16 protein-coding genes and 1 tRNA gene are annotated in these 19,652 nt (G+C 63.6%); 4 read left to right on the top strand and 13 right to left on the bottom strand.

Features of this window, described 5'->3' with window-relative positions; translation table 11 throughout:
- Positions 1–116: 116 nt before the first annotated feature.
- Positions 117–590, top strand: coding sequence for a hypothetical protein (locus ACVC7O_RS13975; RefSeq protein ID WP_458322728.1), 474 nt, complete (start codon positions 117–119; stop codon positions 588–590).
- A 50-nt stretch (positions 591–640) separates the two neighbouring features.
- Here the strand turns inward: ACVC7O_RS13975 and hisH are convergent, their stop codons facing one another.
- Together hisH and hisB are read right to left on the bottom strand one after the other, a co-directional pair.
- Positions 641–1,279 carry an imidazole glycerol phosphate synthase subunit HisH gene (hisH, locus tag ACVC7O_RS13970; RefSeq protein WP_458322727.1) on the bottom strand — a complete coding sequence of 213 codons (639 nt, stop codon included), beginning with the start codon at positions 1,277–1,279 and terminating at the stop codon, positions 641–643.
- A gap of 1 nt (position 1,280) precedes the next feature.
- The gene (gene hisB / locus ACVC7O_RS13965) at positions 1,281–1,868 is read right to left on the bottom strand and encodes an imidazoleglycerol-phosphate dehydratase HisB (protein ID WP_458322726.1); all 588 of its coding nucleotides are present in this window, start codon (positions 1,866–1,868) and stop codon (positions 1,281–1,283) included.
- A 139-nt stretch (positions 1,869–2,007) separates the two neighbouring features.
- On the opposite strand from hisB, the gene ACVC7O_RS13960 reads away from it, so the two are divergent.
- Both ACVC7O_RS13960 and ACVC7O_RS13955 read left to right on the top strand, forming a co-directional pair.
- Positions 2,008–2,247, top strand: a complete 240-nt coding sequence (locus ACVC7O_RS13960) for an Lrp/AsnC ligand binding domain-containing protein (RefSeq protein WP_458322725.1) — start codon at positions 2,008–2,010, stop codon at positions 2,245–2,247.
- Between the two features lie 2 nt (positions 2,248–2,249).
- Positions 2,250–2,588: a hypothetical protein gene (locus ACVC7O_RS13955; protein ID WP_458322724.1), complete on the top strand. Its 339-nt coding sequence runs from the start codon at positions 2,250–2,252 to the stop codon at positions 2,586–2,588.
- Between the two features lie 15 nt (positions 2,589–2,603).
- Here the strand turns inward: ACVC7O_RS13955 and ACVC7O_RS13950 are convergent, their stop codons facing one another.
- From ACVC7O_RS13950 to ACVC7O_RS13915, 8 genes are all read right to left on the bottom strand, one after another.
- Complete coding sequence (locus tag ACVC7O_RS13950) at positions 2,604–3,833, bottom strand: winged helix-turn-helix domain-containing protein (RefSeq protein ID WP_458322723.1); 1,230 nt, start codon at positions 3,831–3,833, stop codon at positions 2,604–2,606.
- Positions 3,834–4,013: 180 nt separating this feature from the next.
- Entirely contained in the window at positions 4,014–4,853 is an 840-nt protein-coding gene (locus ACVC7O_RS13945) for a sulfotransferase family protein (RefSeq protein ID WP_458322722.1), read from the bottom strand.
- Positions 4,850–5,752, bottom strand: coding sequence for a hypothetical protein (locus ACVC7O_RS13940; RefSeq protein WP_458322721.1), 903 nt, complete (start codon positions 5,750–5,752; stop codon positions 4,850–4,852). The genes ACVC7O_RS13945 and ACVC7O_RS13940 overlap by 4 nt, the downstream gene beginning before the upstream one ends.
- A 17-nt stretch (positions 5,753–5,769) precedes the next feature.
- Entirely contained in the window at positions 5,770–7,161 is a 1,392-nt protein-coding gene (locus ACVC7O_RS13935) for a hypothetical protein (RefSeq protein ID WP_458322720.1), read from the bottom strand.
- Positions 7,162–7,358: 197 nt separating this feature from the next.
- Positions 7,359–7,433: transfer RNA gene (locus tag ACVC7O_RS13930), tRNA-Gly, on the bottom strand.
- Positions 7,434–7,526: 93 nt separating this feature from the next.
- The gene (locus tag ACVC7O_RS13925; protein WP_458322719.1) at positions 7,527–8,366 is read right to left on the bottom strand and encodes a cobalamin B12-binding domain-containing protein; all 840 of its coding nucleotides are present in this window, start codon (positions 8,364–8,366) and stop codon (positions 7,527–7,529) included.
- 156 nt (positions 8,367–8,522) lie between these two features.
- Positions 8,523–11,963: a pyruvate carboxylase gene (locus ACVC7O_RS13920; protein ID WP_458322718.1), complete on the bottom strand. Its 3,441-nt coding sequence runs from the start codon at positions 11,961–11,963 to the stop codon at positions 8,523–8,525.
- A gap of 138 nt (positions 11,964–12,101) precedes the next feature.
- Complete coding sequence (locus ACVC7O_RS13915) at positions 12,102–13,247, bottom strand: alpha-hydroxy acid oxidase (RefSeq protein WP_458322717.1); 1,146 nt, start codon at positions 13,245–13,247, stop codon at positions 12,102–12,104.
- Between the two features lie 148 nt (positions 13,248–13,395).
- Between ACVC7O_RS13915 and ACVC7O_RS13910 the strand changes: the two genes are divergently transcribed.
- Entirely contained in the window at positions 13,396–15,747 is a 2,352-nt protein-coding gene (locus ACVC7O_RS13910) for an ATP-dependent helicase (protein ID WP_458322716.1), read from the top strand.
- A gap of 298 nt (positions 15,748–16,045) precedes the next feature.
- Here the strand turns inward: ACVC7O_RS13910 and ACVC7O_RS13905 are convergent, their stop codons facing one another.
- From ACVC7O_RS13905 to ACVC7O_RS13895, 3 genes are all read right to left on the bottom strand, one after another.
- Positions 16,046–17,299, bottom strand: a complete 1,254-nt coding sequence (locus ACVC7O_RS13905) for a Hint domain-containing protein (protein WP_458322715.1) — start codon at positions 17,297–17,299, stop codon at positions 16,046–16,048.
- 294 nt (positions 17,300–17,593) lie between these two features.
- Positions 17,594–18,982 (bottom strand): hypothetical protein, encoded by a 1,389-nt coding sequence (locus ACVC7O_RS13900; protein ID WP_458322714.1) that lies wholly within the window; start codon positions 18,980–18,982, stop codon positions 17,594–17,596.
- A 426-nt stretch (positions 18,983–19,408) separates the two neighbouring features.
- Positions 19,409–19,645 carry a DUF1127 domain-containing protein gene (locus tag ACVC7O_RS13895; protein WP_458322713.1) on the bottom strand — a complete coding sequence of 79 codons (237 nt, stop codon included), beginning with the start codon at positions 19,643–19,645 and terminating at the stop codon, positions 19,409–19,411.
- Positions 19,646–19,652 lie beyond the last annotated feature (7 nt).

Raw genomic sequence — 19,652 nt, 5'->3', positions numbered from 1 at the left:
TTTAACGCGGGGCGCAACGCTTCCTTAACGGCTTTCGGCCTATCTTGATGATGGTGCTCTGTACGCCCTGCCGGGCGGGCGGGGGTGTTCCGGGTGAATTGTTACTGAGCCATCAGATGCCGCAACGTCGCAGACCAGCTTCCGAAGTGACGCCCGAGTATGAAGACTCCGGGCTCTTCAAGAACAAGGTCGGCCAGCTTCAGGTCGAGCTGGTGCCGCAATCGACCTACAACGGGCGCAACGACCTTGTGGTGCGCGGCTTTGTCAACCGCACCATCGAGATCGAAGTGGCCTTTGCCGGGCGGCGGGTCAAGGAAGTCGGCCCGCTCGAGGCGCGCCTGCAGATGGTCCGAGCCAAGGCCATCCGGGAGGCGGCGGAGAAGGGTCTGCCGACGCCCGACATCGACCACATGCGCCTGCCGGTGCTGATCGAAGGGGCGTGGCGCCCGCGGTTCAAGCGGGATCAGACCGGCTGGGAGACGCGCAGCTACTATCTCTTTGCCGCCCGCTGGTCGATCCTCGATGACGACGGCAACACGGTGTCCTTTGGCGCGCGTCCGCTTGTAGTGGCGCGACAGGGGCAGGACTAGCTTACAAAGTCACAGGTTAGGCGAGGCAGGCGCAGGCGGAGCGCAAAGCCTCAGGGTCGCCAGCCCAGAAAATTCGCAATCATCCGCAGCCCGGTCGCCTGGCTTTTCTCCGGGTGAAACTGCAGCCCGATCATCGTGCCGGTGCCGATCACCGCGGTGACATCGCCGCCGTAATCCACATGCGCCAGCCGCTGCGCGCTGTCGGCCACCTGCATGTGGTAGCTGTGCACGAAATAGGCATGCTCGCCCGTCTGCACACCCTCGAACACCGGGTGCGCCCCATCAAGCACGAGGTCGTTCCAGCCCATATGCGGCACCTTCAGCGCGGGATCATTCGGTTCGATCTTGCGCACCTCACCCGCCACCCAATCGAGCCCGCGCGTGTCGGTGTACTCGCGCCCCCATGTCGCCATCAGCTGCATCCCGACGCAGATGCCCATGAAGGGCCGCCCCTTGACTTCGACCGCCTCGACCATCGCGTCATAAAGCCCCGAATGCCCCTTCAACTCCGCCATGCAGGCGGGAAAGGCACCGTCGCCGGGCAGCACGATCCGGTCGGCACGTGCCACCACATCGGCGTCGCCGGTGATTACGATCTCGCCGCCGCCTGTTTCGGCCGCCATGCGCTCGAACGCCTTCTGCGCCGAGTGCAGATTACCGCTCTCGTAGTCGATGATGGCCGTCAGCACGTCAAAGCGCACCCTTGGTCGAGGGGATCGCATCCGCCTTGCGCGGGTCGACCTCGACCGCCTCGCGCAGGGCGCGTGCCACCGATTTGAACGCCGCTTCGGCGATGTGGTGGCTGTTGAGCCCGTGCAGCATGTCCACATGCAGCGTGATGCCACCATGGGTGCTCAGCGCCTGGAAGAACTCGCGCACCAACTCGCTGTCGAAACTCCCGATCTTCGGTGTTGGCAGATCGACATTCCAGATCAGGAAGGGCCGCGCCGACAAATCCAGCGCACAGCGCACGAGCGCATCATCCATTGGCAAAAGGCAGGCGCCATAGCGCCGAATGCCCCGCTTGTCGCCCAGGGCCGTGGCCAGCGCCTGACCAATCGCAATGCCGGTGTCTTCCACGGTGTGGTGGTCGTCGATGTGCAGATCGCCCGCCGCCCGCACCGTCATGTCGATCAGCGAATGGCGCGCCAACTGGTCCAGCATATGGTCGAAAAAACCCACGCCGGTCTGGTTGTCGTAAGCGCCGGTCCCATCGAGATCGAGGGTCACGGTGATCTCGGTTTCGGCGGTTGTGCGGGTGATCGTGTGGCTGCGCATGGGGTCTCCGGCCCAAAGAAGGTGCGCGCCCTTATAACAGCCCATCTCTGCGCGCCAAGATGCGACATTCGGGATTGCGGCTGCCGTGCCCAATATGCCAGCTTGGACACAGGGCGCATCGCCCCGACAAGGAGCGTTCATGGCCACATGTGTCTTTATCCAGATCCGCTGTACGCCGGGCACGACGTACAGCGTGGCCGAGGAGATTGCCCTGCGCGAAATCCACTCCGAGCTCTACTCGACCAGTGGGGACTATGATCTGCTGATGAAACTCTACATCCCCGCCGAGGCGGACGTGGGCAAGTACATCAACGAAAACCTGTTGGATATCAAAGGGATTGAGCGGTCGCTGACGACGATGACGTTCAAGGTCTTTTGACGGTGCGCCGCAGTCTCTGCGCGCTTGCGCTGCTTCTGTGCGCCGGGCCGCTCTGGGCCGGGCAGAAGACCTATTCCGGTGAAGAAGCGGCCGCGCTGCGCTGCGCCAACACACTAGCGTTTACCGCCGTCGCTCTGGAATCATCGGGCGGGATTTCGAGCCTGGAAAAGGACGTGATGCTCGACATCACCGTCGGTATCCTGGCCCAGCACGTCAGCGGCACGTGGCGCCAGAAAAAGGCGGCTCTGCGCGTGGTGCGTGACCGGCGCGACGTGCTCGAAACGCTCGATGACTTCACCCGATTTGCCAATCAGTGCCTGCTGCAGTTCCCGATCAACTGAGCGCGTGCTGCGGGCTCAGGCGGCGAGCAGGCATTCGGTGATCTGAGCGAACCTGCGGTCGCGCCGCAGGCTGTTCAGCATCGGGTCCTGCGCCAGCCAGGCATGGTCGCGATAGCCGCCCTCGACCGCCGCGACAAGCGCATCCATGGCACGGTCGTGCTCCCCGATCTCGGCAAACGCAAAGCAGTCGTGGATGAAGCACACGGTCTCGCCCGCGCCGTCTCCGCACAGCACGTCGAACGCGGCGTCGGGTTTGCCCAGAAGCGCCAGCACAGGGGCGAGCGTCTGCCGCGCGCGTGGATCGGTCGGGTCGAGGTCGAGCTGCGCTTCGAGCCCGCGCTTGCACACCGTCGCAATCCGGTAGGACAGCGATCCATCGAAGGTCTTCGCCGCCCGCGCGGCAAGAAACAGCGCCCGGGTCGGATCGGCTGTCAGCTCTGCGGCCCGCATGGCAAGGGTGGCCGCCGCGCGGTGCCGCCGGTCGGCAAAGGCGGCGCGGGCGGCGAGATAATGCGCTTCACCATCGCGATCACCAAGCTCGACACACCGTCCAAAGGCGGTGCTGGCCTGCGTGGTCTTGGCGAGAGCGGCGAGGCTGAACCCATAGGCGCTGTGCGAGAGCGCGCAGTGCATGGCCTGGGACACGGCGATATGCCCATGTTGCGCGGCTTCCATCAGCGTTGCCTGCGTGCCACCGCCATAGAGCCCCAGATGTGCAAGGGCGATGGCATGTTGCGCCTGCGCCATCGCGGCCTCGGGCGAGAGGGCCACGGCCTCCCGGCTCAGCATCACGGCCTGTGTGACCGCGTCCCTGTCTCCCCGCGCCAGCGCGGTGCGTGAGTCGAGCACACGGGTATAGGCCTCAAGCGATATCGCGGGGGCAGTGGGCTTGGCCGCCAGCGACATCGGGTCCACCGGTTCGGCCGGGACCAGCAGCCGATAGCCCGCCTTGGCAACCGTCCCGATCACGGGCTCTGAGACGCCGGTGCCGCGAAAACCGCGCCGCAACTCGGCCACCGCCTGGCTGAGGCTCTCATCCGTGACCGTCACATTCGGCCAGACCGCATCCATCAGCGCGTCGCGGGTCACCGTACGCCCGTCGGCCACGCACAGCTCCACCAGAACCGAAAAGGCCCGGGGCGACAGCCGCGTTTCCTTGCAGCCGTCGGTCAGCGACCGCGCGCTTGGATCAACGCGCCACCGTCCAATGACAAAAGGCGATGTGCGAAAAAGCTGGTCGTGCATGGCGGGGCCCCCGATACGCGTCTGGTGAGGCCTGGGAAAAACAGGCCAGGAAAAGTCTTAAAACAATTTGCGAAGCCAAACCGGTTTGCGGCGGCTCTGTCAACTCAAGGCTGCGTGATCTCGTCGCAGTGTCAGGCTCGCGAGACAGCTGCGCGTCGCTCCGGAGGACGGCAGACGCGCCTAGCGCGTCGCTTGGAAAAACTTCGCCCCAAAACGCTCTTCGAGGAAGCGGTTCTGCGGACGTGCCTGCGCATCGATCCAGTCCTCCACGGCCTCCGGCAGGGTCACGGGATCGGTCTGATGCACCTTACGGTCGGGCGATGGATAACGCGCAGCGGGCAGGCCGCAATGCTCTTCGATCCGGCGCAGCACCGCGCGCGGGTCGGATTTGATCGCACCGAAGGGCAGATAGAGCAGACGCTCTTCCGGCACCTGCGCGTCCCAGCGCGGCACGTTGTTGAGATAGTCGCCGCGGGTCCGGAGCGCCGACATCTCCAGAAGCTCGGCCCAATCGCTGTCGGTTGTCGGCGTGGTTCTGCGGCGCTGTATCATCATGCGGATTTGCGACCGCAACCGCTCGGCCGGGTGCCGAATGATATAGATCAGCTTTGCATCGGGCAGAAAGCGGTTGAAGTATGTGATGCCGCTCTCCGGAAGGCAGGAGTACTCCGGTGTCACATCGACGCCGCGTTGATGATCGGCAGCGCGAGAGAACACGTACTCATACCAGATCGCATTCAGGATCGGACCTTTCAGCAGGCGGTCGAGATACGCGAGATAGGCGTCGTTCGGGACAGATTGCAGCTCCAGATGCCGTTCGCGCGCTGTTTTCAGGCCGCTTTTGACGTGCCATGCCGTCCACCGGCGGCACTCCTCGATGAACTTGTGATCGAAGAAGTGCAGCTCCTTGAACGGCGGCACCCAGATATCGCGGCGCGACGACAACATCTCGTGCAGCCAGGAGGTGCCCGCCTTCTGCGCGCCGATGCAGATGATATCTGGCTTTCTCGGGACGGTCACAACGTGTCCCAATCGAGCTCCTGCGCCACAAGAACGTTGTCGATGGATTTCAGCGCCTCGAGGTCGGTGGCAAACCGTTCCCGTGAATGCGCCGCCTGTGCCTCGCTCCAGGGGCTTGCGATCACCTTGCGGATGATCGGCACATCTGCGCCGTATTCGTCAAAGAACGCGGTGGTTCTGCTGACCCATTCGCTGAGCGATGTGGGCGGCTCCGAGCGAAAGGATTTGAGGTAGGGGGCGCGGCCATCCTCAGCCAGGCTCGACACCGGAAAGCGGACAATGTTTTTGAAATTGTAGGTCGACGGGTGCCCGGTGATCAACGCCGCCACACCCGCCCAATTGGCGGCCAGCGTGTCTGCGGGGATGACCACGATAAAGGCCTCGGGCCAGGCCTCGCGCATCCGGTAGATGAAATGCACCCACGAGAAATCCATGCCGTCCGGATAGGTTTCGGTCAGATGCTTGAAATGGGGGCTGCGGATCAACTCGGCCTCGGCGAACTGCGCAAAATCCTGAATGCACACAAAGATCGTCACCTGATGACCCGTCGTCATCTGACGGAAAGGTGCAATCTTGCCCTCCAGTCGCGGGTAGAGATGACCTGCCGCCAAGGCCGTCTCGCGCCCACCGAAAAAGGCACCGTAAGTGTAGATGAGACAGCTGGTTTTGGGGTCGGTCGTCACCCGGGTCACATAGGCTTGGTGGGTAAGGGGGTCGGCAAGTTCCTCGACCGGCAGGCTCAGCGAACTGGTGAGGGTGTCGCGGTGCAGGCGCACCTTGGGGAATTCCGCGCGCACCTCCTTTAGCCGGTCCGCGTTGCTGCCAAGCAGCTTCTCAAGCGGCAGGGAGAGCGGCGAATGTGGTCCCAGCACCAGCCTGTGATCGTAGATTTCGGTCATTTACCCCAACGCGCCCATCACAGTTTCCGGCGCATCATGCGCATCATGCGGTTCTTGACGTCCTCGTCCAGCAATGGGGCGGGCGCAGTCCCCAGAATCCGCCGAAACCGCCCGAAGGCCGTGGGCCCTTTGCGCAGCCGTTCCATCACCTCCATCTGCACCTTTCCCGCGACAGGCGACAGATAGGCCATTTTGGAGGTGCGGGCGAACATGGTTTCGATCATGTCCCCCTGTTCGGGCCGGAAGGTGCGCAGACCATCGAAAAGCTCCTTCTTGAACGAGACCCGGGCGTTGGGCGGCCACGGCCGTTTCGGATAGAATACGGCCAATTCGCTTTCATACAATCTACAGGTGTTGGCGACCGTCGCCGCAGCGAGAGCGGTCGTGCGTTCAAGGTCGTCGCGACCGAAGTCCGCAATCGTATCGGCGATGGAGATCAACCACCGCAGCGACAATTCGGCGCGCAGGGCATCGAACTGCTCGTCCATGATCCGCCAGAACAGACGGTGAGCGGGCGCGCAGGCCGCGTCGCGCCGGATCACCACGATGACACAGGCCAGCAGATGCGACAGCCGCGAGGCGCCGCCGAACTCCGGTTGCAGATTGTGGAAATGCACGTTCAGATCGCCGTCGCGTGCAGCCCAGGTTTCCGCGGGCTGCCCGGGGATCACCGTGTCGACAAAGGGCTCCAGCGGGATGTCCGGCGCGGGCAGCGCGTGCTCGGCCTCGCTGATCTCGAAGGAATTATCCGAGAAATAGGCTGGCCACAAGCTATAGACCGGATTAGAGGCGCGCCGCGGCAGCGCGGACGTGACCTCGGTAGGGTGATCCGGCTCATATCCCAGCACCCTGTAGTCTTCGGCAAAGAGCGCCCGGAACCGGTTCTCGTCGGTGTCCGTCCAGATATCCTCTGATCCTTCCGGCTCGCGGGACCGGTGCAGATGCGGCAGTGTTCCAGTCAGCCCAAGCGTGGCGCACATCTGTGCAAAATCCTCCTCCAGCCGCTCGGATCGCAGCAGCCGGGTCACACCACGCAGGCAGTGAAACGGGTGCGTCTGCGGAATGAGATGATGCTTGAGGTCCCAGCTCAGATTGCGCTGGCTACGGTCAAACCCGATCCAAGGGTCCTCCAGCACATCGAGCGCCTGCGAGATCGTGAGGTCAGGCCAGCGCGGCGCTTCGTCGCCCTCCGCGTCATCGCCATATTTGAACAGTCGCAGTGCAGAGAGGAAGCGCGCCTTCGGGTCCCGCATGATTGAGACCCGCTCCCAGTCTGCGTAAGCCTCGGGGATATGGCCAAAAAACGTCCGCTCGACCGGCACGCCCAACGCCTTTCTGACAGAGCTCCCGCCGGTCCGTGGCATGTGCACCAGAACAACATTCGGGTCCCGCAGAATTAAGTTGGTCATTGTGCTTTATGCATTTTTTGGTTGGCCTGCCGCCTTCTCATAGCGTGATTTCGAAAGACCGCAAAGCGCAAAGCCCGACCGCGTCTGCGCCGCATGACCCGTCAGTCCAACGGATCGTCGCCACCCGGCGTCGCAGCAAAACAAAAGGCCACCCGAAGGTGGCCCATATGTCGTCCGGTTCAAAGACCGGAGTATGTTGGAGCGGGCGAGGCGATTCGAACGCCCGACCCTAACCTTGGCAAGGTTATGCTCTACCCCTGAGCTACGCCCGCTTCCTTGGGTGAGCCGTGGAATACTCATTGCCGCCGCGCCCTGCAAGAGAGAAATTGCACTCTGCGGCAAATTTATACCGTCGTCACGCACCGTCAGGCGGGGCGGGGCGCATCATTCAGACCGGACCACAGCTGCTTCAGGATCACCCGCGCCTCGTCAATGCTCGTCGTCGCACCATCAAGGCACATCATGCCCACCAGGTCGTGGGCCACATGGGTGATCTGGCCGCTCAGAAAAATACGCAGGTCCGGGCGGCTGACGCGCAGCGCCATGACCAGCCGGGCGAGGGCCGCCGCGGAATGCAGACCGCCCGCCGACAGGCCCAGAATGCGGATCGGGCTCTCAATGATCTCCGCCATCAACTCCTCATGGCTGCGGCCGGTTTTCACGTCGATGTTCCAGCCTTCCTCGCCGAAAAGATCAGCGGCCATATGAACGCCCAGCGTGTGTATTTCGCCCGGCACCGTCGCAAAGATCGCTGATTTCACCTCGACCGGATGACGCGGCACAAACAGATAGCTGTATTCGCGCAGGATCGCATAGATACGGCTGCTCGCGATGGTCACCTCGTGGAAGGTCACATGATCCTGATCCCACCATTCCCCAAGTATAACAGCGGCTTCTGACAGGTAGTTAAGGTAAATGGCATCCAGCGCTGCGCCCGCCTCGCGCACCTCGCGGACAAAGGCCGCGCCTTCGTCTGCCTCGTCCGAGATCAGCGCATAGCACAGCGCTTCGACCTTGCGGCGGCTGGGTTGGTTCACCGGGTCCCGGTTGGTTTGGCGCTCGGCGGCGACGCGGTCCAGAACCTCCCGGACGATGTCGCTCACGGCCTCGTTGGGCAGCCTGGCCTTGAGCTTCAAAACATCTGATTGCACTCGCGTGTAGTGCGCCCGAGCCTCAGGCTCTGGCGGTCCTCCGGGCTCGGGCATGGCTCCCCCCTGGGCTTGGCTTTTTCCGTCCTTCGTGTCTTCGGTGAGTCTTGATCCGAGCGTAACGGACACGCCATGCGTGTGTCAACGAAAGTTGACAGTCAACCGGCTGATCTCAGCCGGGCAGGCGGTGCCACGCGCCGGGCCTTGGGGGCGTCACTCCAGTTCAACGAGCAAGTCCTTGGCATCGATCTGCCCTCCGGGGCTCACATGCACCGCCTTCACCGTCGCGTCGCGATCGGCGTGAATGCCCGTTTCCATCTTCATCGCTTCGATGGTCAGCAGCAGATCGCCTTCCTTGACCGGCTTGCCCGCCTGCGCGGCCACCGAGGCCACGACACCTGGCATCGGCGCCCCGATGTGATTGGCGTTGCCGGCTTCCGCCTTGGGCCGCTGTGCGGTGCTGGATTTGACCAGCCGGTTCGGCACGCGGATCACCCGCGGTTGACCGTTCAGCTCGAAGAACACCCGCACCTCGCCGTCCTCGGTGGTCTCGCCCACCGCCTGCAGCCGGATCTCCAGCGTCTTGCCGGGGTCGATCTCGGCGCTGATCTCCTCGCCCGGCTCCATACCGTAGAAAAACGTCTTGGTGGGCAGGCTGCGCACCGGGCCATAGATGCGGTGCCGGCCCATATAGTCGAGGAAGACCTTGGGATACATCAGGTAGCCGCTGAGATCCTCGTCATCGACCTCCTTGCCCTCCATCGCCTCCGAGGCCTCCTTGCGCAGCGCCTCCAGATCGGCAGGGGGAAGGTGCTTACCGGGCCGTTCAGTGTTGGGTTTTTCGTCCTTTAACACCTTGGTGAGAATGCCGTCCGGGAACCCGCCGGGAGGCTGGCCAAGGTTGCCGCGCATCATGTCGATGACGCTGTCGGGGAAGGCCACATCCGTGCCCGGGTCCTCCACATCGGCGCGCGTGAGGCCCTGGGAGACCATCATCAGCGCCATGTCACCCACCACCTTCGACGACGGCGTGACCTTCACGATATCACCAAACATCTGGTTCACATCCGCATAGGTCTGGGCCACCTCGTGCCAGCGCTCTTCGAGGCCCAGCGACGCCGCCTGGGCCTTGAGGTTGGTGAACTGACCGCCCGGCATCTCGTGCAGATAGACCTCGGAGGAGGGGGCCTGCATGCCCGTCTCGAAGGCCTTGTAATGGCTGCGCACTTCTTCCCAATAGTCCGAGATTTCGCGGATCGCCTTGGTGTCGAGCCCGGTGTCCCGGTCGGTGTGCTTGAGTGCTGCGACCACCGAGCCGAGGGTCGCCTGAGACGTGTTGCCCGAGAGCGCGTCCATGGCACAATCGACCGCATCAACACCGGCCTCGCTCGCGGCAAGAATCGTGGCACAAGCCACACCGGCGGTGTCATGGGTGTGGAAGTGAATAGGCAGGCCGACCTCGGATTTCAGCGCGCGCACCAATTGGCGCGCGGCGGCGGGTTTCAACAGCCCCGCCATATCCTTCAGCCCCAACACATGGGCGCCCGCATCGCGCAGCTCTTTGCCCATGTCCACGTAGTACTGCAGATTATACTTCGCACGGTCCGGGTCGTTGATATCGCCGGTATAACAGATCGCCGCCTCGCAGACCTTCCCGTTCTCGATCACCGCGTCCATCGCCACGCGCATGTTCTCAACCCAGTTCAGGCTGTCGAACACACGGAAGACATCCACGCCCGTCTTGGCCGCGACGCGGACGAATTCCTCGACCACATTGTCCGGATAATTCGTATAGCCGACGCCGTTAGATGCGCGCAGCAGCATCTGCGTCATCACGTTGGGCATGGCTGCGCGCAGATCACGCAGGCGCTGCCAGGGGCACTCCTGCAAAAAGCGGTAAGCGACATCGAAGGTCGCACCTCCCCAGCATTCGACGCTGAAAAGCTGCGGCAGGTTCGCCGCATAGGCAGGCGCGACCCGGATCATGTCGATCGAGCGCATCCGCGTCGCGAGCAAGCTCTGATGCCCGTCGCGCATGGTCGTGTCAGTGATCAGCAGTTGCCGCTGCTGCCCCATCCAGTCGGCGACGGCCTGCGGGCCCTTCTGCTCCAGCAGGTTGCGCGTGCCCATCATCGGCTCCGCCTTCAAAGCCGGAGGCCGTGGGTCGCGCACCTGCGCGCCGGGGCGCGGGTGGTCCTTCGTCTCGGGGTGCCCGTTCACCGTGACATCCGCGATATAGGTCAGCACCTTGGTGCCCCGGTCGCGACGCCGCGAGAACTGGAAGAGCTCCGGCGTCTCGTCGATGAACTTGGTGTGATAGGTGTTGTCGAGGAAAGTCGGGTGCTTCAGCAGGTTCTCGACAAAGGCAATATTCGTCGAGACCCCGCGAATTCGGAATTCCCGCAAGGCTCTATCCATCCGCGCAATCGCCGCCTCGGGCGTCTGCGCCTTGGCCGTGACCTTAACGAGCAGGCTGTCGTAGTAGCGCGTGATCACACCGCCGGAATAGGCCGTACCACCGTCGAGCCGGATGCCCATGCCGGTCGCCTCGCGGAAGGCGGTGATGCGGCCATAGTCGGGGATGAAGTTGTTCTGCGGGTCTTCCGTGGTGATCCGGGTCTGCAGCGCGTGCCCGTTCAGCCGCACGTCCTCTTGTGTCGGCTTGCCGGTCGCCTCGGCGATGCTCTTGCCCTCGGCGATGAGGATCTGCGCCTGCACGATGTCGATGCCGGTGACCTCTTCGGTGACCGTATGCTCCACCTGTACGCGCGGGTTGACCTCGATGAAGTAGAACTTCTCCGTCGCCATATCCATGAGGAACTCGACAGTGCCCGCGCATTCGTAATTCACGTGCTTGCAGATCTTGTAGCCCAGCTCACAGATCTCCGCGCGCTGCGCCTCGGTCAGGTAGGGGGCAGGCGCGCGCTCCACCACCTTCTGGTTGCGCCGCTGCACCGAGCAGTCGCGCTCATAGAGGTGATACATCCCGCCATGCTTATCGCCGAGGATCTGCACTTCGACGTGGCGCGCCTTGAGGATCATCTTCTCCAGATACCCCTCGCCGTTGCCGAAGGCGGCCTCGGCCTCGCGGCGGCCTTCCAGCACCTTTTCCTCCAGCTCCGCTTCTTTCTGAATAGGCCGCATCCCGCGCCCGCCCCCGCCCCAGGAGGCCTTGAGCATCAGCGGATAGCCGATCTCCTTGGCCTCCGCCTTGATCGCTTTCATGTCGTCGCCCAACACTTCGGTGGCAGGGATCACGGGCACGCCCGCCTCCATCGCCACGCGCCGTGCGCTGGCCTTGTCCCCTAGCGCGCGCATCGTCTCGGCCTTGGGGCCAATGAAGGTGATGCCGTTTTGCTCGCAGGCGTCCACGAAATCGGGGTTCTCGGAGAGCAGCCCATAGCCCGGATGGATCGCATCGGCGCCCGACGCCTTGGCCACGCGGATCATCTCGTCAATCGAGAGATAGGCCGCCACCGGTCCCAGCCCTTCGCCAATGCGGTAGGCCTCATCCGCCTTGAAGCGGTGCAGCCCCAGCTTGTCCTCTTCCGCATAGACCGCGACCGTTTTCTTGCCCATTTCATTGGCAGCCCGCATGATGCGGATGGCGATCTCACCCCGGTTTGCGATCAGGATTTTGCGGAATTCGGGCATGAAGGGCCTCCTCTCACTTCGGCGGATGCGTCTCTTTAGGAAGTATTAACCGTCCCGTAAACGCGTACTATTGGGTACGTGGCCGCGATTTCTGCCGCAACGCAGCATTTTGGCGCCGAAATGTAAAGCGACCTTTGCTTACCCGACAGGCAGCACGATGGGGTCAGGGAGGTCGGTGAGCGTCCGCGCGCCGAGCTGTCCCATATTCGCGATGAGGTCCTTGTCGAGAATATCGATCAGATGCGCGGGCCCAGCTGCGCCGAGCGCGGCGAGCGCGTAATGGAAGCAGCGCCCCAGCATTACGAAATCCGCCCCGGAGGCCAGCGCGCGCAGGATGTCGAGCCCGCCTTCGATGCCGGAATCGAAGATCAGCGGCAGGTCGGTCGCCGCGCGGATCTCCGGCAGGGCGTCGATGGCCGCAGGCGCGCCGTCGAACTGGCGGCCTGCGTGGTTCGAGACCCAGAGCGCATCGACACCGATCTGCGCCAGCTTCGGCGCGTCCTCGGCGCGCAGCACGCCCTTGACCACGAAGGGCCCCTCCCAGGCGTCGCGCAGCCAGCGCACATAGTCCCAATCGGGCGAGGTGCGCAGCAGATAGCCCACATGGGCGGTGGAGGAGAGCGCGGTGTCCACCTCACCGGCGTATTTCTCCAGCGTGCGCATCTTCGGAAGCCCGCACCGCGCCATGCCAAGCGCCCAGGCCGGGCGCGCCGCCACCTGCGCGATGAGGCGTGGCGTCAGCCGGGGCGGCAGTGAGAGCCCGGAGCGCGTCTGTCGTTCGCGCCGCGAGGCCACGGGCACATCGACGGTCAACACCAGCGTTGAAAATCCGGCTGATTTGGCACGCGCCAGCATGTCGCTGCGGATGGTCTCATCGCGCGGCGGGTACATCTGGAACCAGGCCTCCTGGCCCAGATGCGGCGCGAGATCTTCGGGCGACTGCGTGGCGACGGTGGAGAGCGTGTAAGGGATGTGAGCCGTCGCCGCGGCGCGCGCGAGGAGGCCTTCCGCGTCGGGCCACATCAGCCCCGACATGCCGACGGGCGCGATCCCGTAAGGCCGCGGCAGGGTCTTGCCGAAGAGCGTCACGCTCAGGTCAGGCTCGAACTCGCCGTGCAGGATGCTTGGCAGAAAGCCGATCCGGTCGAGCCCCGCGCGGTTGCGCGCCTTCGTGCGCTCCTCGCCGGTGGCGCTGTCGAGATACTCCCAGACAAAGCGCGGCAGGCGGCGGCGCGCCTTGTTACGCAGGTCGCTGAGGGCGGGATAACGGCTGTGCAGGTCCATGGGGCCTTGGTGACCCAAATGCGTGCCGGTGTCTATTGTGGCCCGCGGGAGGATTTTGAGTATTTTTGGAAGGGTGAAGAGCCAAGGTGCGCGGAACAATATGAGAACGTGTCTTTATCTTGAGCCGGGGGGATTGTAGGGTGGCATCATGAGCAGTTTTGATGAGATGGATGCCTTCGAGGGCGCCTCGCTGTCCGCCCGGGCGATGGCGGCGCGGCCGCAGCCTTACTTGGATGGGTTGAACCCGGCGCAGCGCGAAGCGGTGGAGCAGCTCGACGGGCCGGTTCTAATGCTCGCCGGTGCGGGCACGGGCAAGACCCGGGCGCTGACCGCGCGGATTGCGCATCTGCTGATGACGGGCACGGCGCAGCCCAATGAGATCCTGGCGGTGACCTTCACCAACAAGGCCGCGCGCGAGATGAAGAACCGGGTGGGCCAGATGCTGGGGCAGCCCGCCGAGGGGATGCCCTGGCTGGGCACCTTCCATGCGATCTGCGTGAAGCTGTTGCGCCGGCATGCGGAGCTGGTGGGGCTGAAGTCGAATTTCACCATTCTCGATACGGATGATCAGCTGCGCCTGCTCAAGCAGCTGGTCGCGGCGGAGAACATTGATGACAAGCGCTGGCCCGCGCGGCAGTTGGCCAGCATTATTGATGGTTGGAAAAACCGGGCGCTGACGCCCGAGAAGGTGCCGGGCGCGGATGCGGGCGCCTATAATCATCGCGGCGTGGAGATTTATGCGCAGTATCAGACGCGACTGACCGAGCTGAATGCGACCGATTTCGGCGATCTGCTGCTGCATATGGTCACGATCTTTCAGACGAACGGGGATGTGCTGGAGCAATACCAGCGTTGGTTCCGCTACATCCTCGTGGACGAGTATCAGGACACGAATGTGGCGCAGTATCTGTGGCTGCGGCTGCTTGCGGGTGGGCACAAGAACATCTGCTGTGTGGGCGACGACGACCAGTCGATCTATGGCTGGCGCGGGGCCGAGGTGGGCAATATCCTGCGGTTTGAAAAGGATTTTCCGGGTGCGCATGTGGTGCGGCTGGAGCAGAACTATCGCTCGACGCCGCATATTTTGGCGGCTGCCTCCGGCGTGATCGCGGGCAACGAGGGGCGGCTTGGAAAGACGCTGTTCACCGATCTCACCGAAGGCGAGAAGGTGCGGCTCATCGGCCATTGGGACGGCGAAGAGGAAGCGCGCTGGATCAGCGAAGAAGTTTTGGCAGCACAAAAGGGCACACGTGGGTTGAACCCTTATGGTTTGGACCAGATGGCCATACTCGTGCGGGCGTCCCATCAGATGCGGGCTTTCGAGGACCGCTTCCTAAACATCGGTCTGCCGTATCGCGTGATCGGCGGGCCGCGGTTTTACGAGCGGATGGAGATCCGCGATGCGATGGCCTATTTCCGTATCGTCGTGAGCCCGGATGATGATCTGGCGTTCGAGCGGATCGTGAACACGCCGAAACGGGGCCTCGGTGACAAGGCGCAGCAGACGATCCAGCGCATGGCGCGCTCGAACGGGGTGAGCCTCGTGGAAGGCGCGCGGCTCTGTGTGCAGACCAAGAGCATCGGCGGCAAGGGCGGCAATGAGCTTGACAAGCTCATCGACGGGATCGACCGTTGGGGGCGGATGCTCGGCGACGCGGACCTCAACCATATGGAACTGGCCGAGATCATCCTCGATGAATCGGGCTATACCGCGCATTGGCAGAACGACAAGACGCCCGAGGCGCCGGGCCGGCTGGAAAACCTCAAGGAGCTGGTCAAGGCGTTGGAAGGCTTTGAAAACCTTCAGGGATTCCTTGAACACGTCAGCCTGATCATGGACAATGAGAGCGATGATGGAGGCGAGAAAGTCTCGATCATGACGCTTCACGCGGCCAAAGGGCTGGAGTTTCCCATGGTCTTTCTGCCGGGGTGGGAAGATGGGCTTTTCCCCTCGCAACGCTCGATGGATGAGAGCGGGATCAAGGGCCTGGAAGAGGAGCGGCGGCTCGCCTATGTGGGTATCACCCGGGCCGAAGAGGTCTGCACAATCTCCTTTGCCGCGAACCGGCGGGTGTTCGGGCAGTGGCAGTCCTCAATGCCCTCGCGGTTTATTGATGAGCTGCCGCAGCAGCATGTGGAGGTGTTGACGCCACCTGGCCTCTACGGCGGCGGATACGGGGCGGCGGGGATGCAGCCGCTGCGTTCCGATCTGGCGGAGCGGGCCGCTGAGGCAAATGTCTACAACTCACCCGGATGGCGGCGATTGCAAGCGCGCAGCCAGCAGCGCCCGGTGAGCCAGCCGCGCGAGAGCAAGAATACCGTGATCGACATGAACGCCGTCTCCAGCTTCACTGTGGGCGAGCGCGTGTTCCACCAGAAGTTCGGCTATGGCGCCATTCAGGGCATCGAGGGCGACAAGCTCGAGATCGCTTTCGAGAAGGCGGGTATCAAGAAGGTGGTCGCGAAGTTTGTCACGGGGTGTGACGATATTCCGTTTTGAAGTGCGCGGGTGCGATAAGGGCAGCCTGACCGGGCGCTGCCGGGCTTGTAAGTTGAGCGAGACGGCTGAACTCTTGTTCTTAAAGCAACATCGGAAAGTCTGAAGCGCTTCCGTTTAAGAATAGAGGCCAGCCCCCTCCCGTGGGGAGGGTCGGGGGCGGGCCAGCGATGCCGGCCAGGCGCAGTGGGTAATGCCTTGGTCCTGATTTGCTAGACACCATCGCAGAATTCGACTGCGCCGTCCTCATCTTACTACGTGAGCGCGTGGGGCTCATGCCGCGGGTCGCGGCCACCCCACCTCAACTCAGCGGTAACAGCGTGCGGGCCTCGAACCCTTTCACGATGGGCCGGGCCGCGCGGGGCAGGGCCATCTCACCCAACTCCGGGAAGAGCGCCCTGATTTCCTCGTGGGTCTCGCGATCGGCCTCCAAGATGTGATCGCCCGCATAGAAGCTCTCCAGCAGCGCGCCTTCGGCAAAAACCACCTCATGGGCGTCGAACATCACATGATAATAGGTGACGCTGTCGCAGGGCGCGCAGAACACCTGATCGCCATCGCAGAGGTGCTTGGCGGCGCAAAGCACCTCCTCCGACTGGAACATCAGCTCGCACCGCCAGCCGCTGAGCAGGATGCGGTGCTGGGGCGAAACCTGCAACCGCCCGCGGTTGCCAATGCTGCCAGGCCGAAAGGTCACAGGCGCCAGCGCGCCGCGCCCCGGCACCGTGCGTGTGCCGATCCAGCGGATGGGCCGCGCCCCATGATCCAGCGTCTCCACCAGATCACCCACCGCCAGCGCCTCGACCGGCACATCGCCGCCCGGTGTGAGCAACCGCGTTCCGGCGGTGAAACAGGCCACCGTGACCGTGTTGATGTTGAGATAGGTGAAGCTGCGCCCATTGGGCAGCACCACATTGCCGCCCGTGTCCGAAAAGGGGTTCACCGTCGAGCCCTGCGGCACGGTCAGGCTGTCATCCCCGCTGCCACCCTGCACAAAGCCGGTGTTCAGCCCGGCGATGATCACATCGTCACCGCTGCCGCCCTCCAGGTTGCCGCCGCCCTCTTCGGCAAAGAGCGTGTCGTCTCCCGCGCCGCCGCGCAGGATGTTGTTGCTGCCCGAGCCGCCGCGCAGGATGTCGTCGCCCCGCTCGCCGTCGATGTTGTTGTTGCCGGTTCCACCCTGCAGCACGTCGTCGCCGCGCCCGCCGCGCATGGTGCCGCCCAGGCTGCCGTCGTCGGTGAAGGTGTCGTCTCCGCGCCCGCCGCGATACCCGGCGGCATTCAGCCCGACCGATCCGCTGACGTCATTGTCCGCGTCATTGCCGCGAAACTCCACAAACTCGCTGAACGACCCCGAATTGATATCGCTGTCAGTATAGGTGGTGACCGCGCCGCTATCGGTGTCGGTGAAGGTGATGGAATTGGCATTTAGGGTGATCTGGAACCGGTCGTTGATGCCGCGCGCGTCGATGGTGCTGTCGATCGTGATATCAAGCCCCGCCCAGAACGACGGATCGTTGATATTCCCGTTTGTCAGCCTGAGGAAAACCGCCATGCCAGCTCCACCATGCCCGCGCGCAGCCGTGTTCGCCCGCGCCGACCCAACCCGAATGGCCTGATTCTTAACGCAAACCGGGGCCAAGTCATCGGGATCGCGACAAGTTGACAGAGTTTGCGCTGAAGCACGCCGATGCGCGGCCCCAGTCTTGAGCGGCGACAGGCCGACCGGGTCCGCCGCGATGGCGCCATACCAGAGGTGCGGTCTTCAGACCTGCAGGGGCAAACCGGGCCAGATCACCGCGACACCGGCGGGCGCATCAGGCCCGCAGGGCTGCGGCATCGCCGCAGGTCAGGCGCCGGTATAGGCCAGAACCGCATTGCGGATTGGTTCGTAGAACGTGTTGGCGTAGTCGCTGTCCAGCTCATTGTAGCCAATCCCGCCGCTGGGGATCTCGACCCAGACATCGCTCTCATTCTTCTTGCGCAGGACCGGGGGGCGCTCGTGATACTTCTGGTACTGCTCGCTCCAGGTCGCTTCGTTCTCCAGCGCTTTGACCAGGCCCTTGGCCCGCATCACGATCACCGCCTGGATGAACTTCTTGCGGTGGCCCACATCCGAGCTGTCGAGGAAGGCCTTCTGGGGGTCGATCCCCATCTGTGCCTGCATGTTCTGCAGCAGCTTTTCGTATTTCACCCCATAGACCGACGGCGTGGTCTCATCAGCGGATTTGCCGGTGGTCGACGTCAGCGCCCGGGAGAGGAAAGTGAGATAATCGTGCAGGCTCAGCCGCTCATTGTCGGGCGGGCGCGCCGGGCTGTCGTGTTTGCCGGCGTCATAGTCGGGCAGGGAGGCGCTCACGGGTTTCGGCGTTTGCATCGGCGCTTCGGCCCCGCCGTGTCCTTGCGTGAGATAGAAGTTCAGGTTGTCGATTTCGCGGACACCGAACTGACCGCCAAGCTGGGTGTTTACATCCGCCTTGTCATAGACCTTCGGCGTTGCTGTCAGCGCACCATACTGCGTCTCCTGCGCATGGTAGACCGAGGTTTTGTCGCGCTGCTGCGCCAGCATGGCGAGCATATGCTCGTTCTCCAGCGTCAGATGCTCGCGGCCCTGCTTGTTCTGACCTCCGCGCCTGTAAAGCGACAGCGACCGGTGCACCATGGCCAGCCGGTCATTGCCCTTGTTTGATTGCACGTCCATCTCCAATGTGCCGGTCTCGGCCCCGGTGATATTGGTCGCGGGCGCGGTCAGATCGTTGTTGATGATCTCGGCCTCGGGGGTATCATCGCCTGCTTTTACATTGGTGAAGCTGCCGTCCCAGACGCCGTTCGCCTTCATCGAGACGATGTGACCATCCTGAAGGGTGGCCCATTTGCCGTTGTCGGTCTTGATCTGCATGCGCGCGGGTTTGGGGGGTACGGCGGTTGGGCTTGCGGGCATATAGCGGATCGTCTTGGTGCTGGTGCTGGCGTTTGCGGGGTTGGTGAGGGTGATCTCGGCCTGAACCTTTTTTGAAGTGCCCCGTTCCAACTGGCCCCATTCCGCGTCTGAAATGACCCGCTGGATCGGGGCGCCGCCAGCGGCCAGCCGGTTGAGCCGCGCCAGCTGCAGGGTTGCGGGCGCCTGCTCGGCGAGGGCTGCGAGCCGCGCAAGCTCCGGCGCGCCCTCGCGCGAAGGTGCTGTGGCCGTCGACGCCGCAGCAGGGGCGTGCGCCACCTTCTGTCGCAGCTTTTGCATCCGTAACCTCCCCCAAGGAAACACACGCGATGGTGGTGTCCGTTGGCTGTCCTGTCAAGCTGGGGGGGAGCGCCACGAAAAAGGCGGTACCCGGGAGGAGGGTACCGCCTTCTGAGTCCGTTGCCTTGGTCAGGGAGGAGGAAGACCGCAGCAACGTGTCACAACCAGCCAGGCTGGTCTTGATGTTAGGGACAGCGGCATCCGGGAGGAGGATGAATGCCGCTGCCTGGTCACAGACGCCCTAGGGAGGAGGAAAGGCACGCCTGATCTCGTGTCCCTGACGGGAGGCACTGGGGCCCCGGGCCAGGTGCGCAGCAAGCTGCGCTTGAATGTTGTGGCGACGGCATCCGGGAGGAGGATGAATGCCGCCGCACAAGTCACAGACGCTCTAGGGAGGAGGAGCGAGCGCCTGTTCCGGACGCAGGTTTACTTGCCTGCGAATTTCTCCGCTGCTTCCAGCGCCAGCCCGCGGATCATCGACCGGCTCAGGCCAAGGTCGTTCAATTCGCGGTCGCCAAGGGCGGCCAGTTCGCTGTAGGTTTCGCGGTAGACGCGGTGCTGGGCATAACGTTGCGCGGCTGCGTCGAACATCTGTGCGGTTGCAGCCAGGGCCCGTTCAATCAGGCTGTGGCGTGCGGAATGTGTTTGTGTGTAGTAGGCCATTGTCTGC

The organism is Roseobacter cerffii (assembly GCF_054226325.1).
Note: the sequence above shows the minus strand (reverse complement) of the source record. Positions and strands in the feature narration are given on the sequence as shown.

Coding starts and splice junctions, on each gene's coding strand:
- ACVC7O_RS13975 (WP_458322728.1), top strand. CDS start 117: ATGCCGCAACGTCGCAGACCAGCTTCCGAAGTGACGCCCGAGTATGAA.
- hisB (WP_458322726.1), bottom strand. CDS start 1,868: ATGCGCAGCCACACGATCACCCGCACAACCGCCGAAACCGAGATCACC.
- ACVC7O_RS13960 (WP_458322725.1), top strand. CDS start 2,008: ATGGCCACATGTGTCTTTATCCAGATCCGCTGTACGCCGGGCACGACG.
- ACVC7O_RS13950 (WP_458322723.1), bottom strand. CDS start 3,833: ATGCACGACCAGCTTTTTCGCACATCGCCTTTTGTCATTGGACGGTGG.
- ACVC7O_RS13940 (WP_458322721.1), bottom strand. CDS start 5,752: ATGACCGAAATCTACGATCACAGGCTGGTGCTGGGACCACATTCGCCG.
- ACVC7O_RS13935 (WP_458322720.1), bottom strand. CDS start 7,161: ATGACCAACTTAATTCTGCGGGACCCGAATGTTGTTCTGGTGCACATG.
- ACVC7O_RS13925 (WP_458322719.1), bottom strand. CDS start 8,366: ATGCCCGAGCCCGGAGGACCGCCAGAGCCTGAGGCTCGGGCGCACTAC.
- ACVC7O_RS13920 (WP_458322718.1), bottom strand. CDS start 11,963: ATGCCCGAATTCCGCAAAATCCTGATCGCAAACCGGGGTGAGATCGCC.
- ACVC7O_RS13915 (WP_458322717.1), bottom strand. CDS start 13,247: ATGGACCTGCACAGCCGTTATCCCGCCCTCAGCGACCTGCGTAACAAG.
- ACVC7O_RS13910 (WP_458322716.1), top strand. CDS start 13,396: ATGAGCAGTTTTGATGAGATGGATGCCTTCGAGGGCGCCTCGCTGTCC.
- ACVC7O_RS13905 (WP_458322715.1), bottom strand. CDS start 17,299: ATGGCGGTTTTCCTCAGGCTGACAAACGGGAATATCAACGATCCGTCG.
- ACVC7O_RS13900 (WP_458322714.1), bottom strand. CDS start 18,982: ATGCAAAAGCTGCGACAGAAGGTGGCGCACGCCCCTGCTGCGGCGTCG.
- ACVC7O_RS13895 (WP_458322713.1), bottom strand. CDS start 19,645: ATGGCCTACTACACACAAACACATTCCGCACGCCACAGCCTGATTGAA.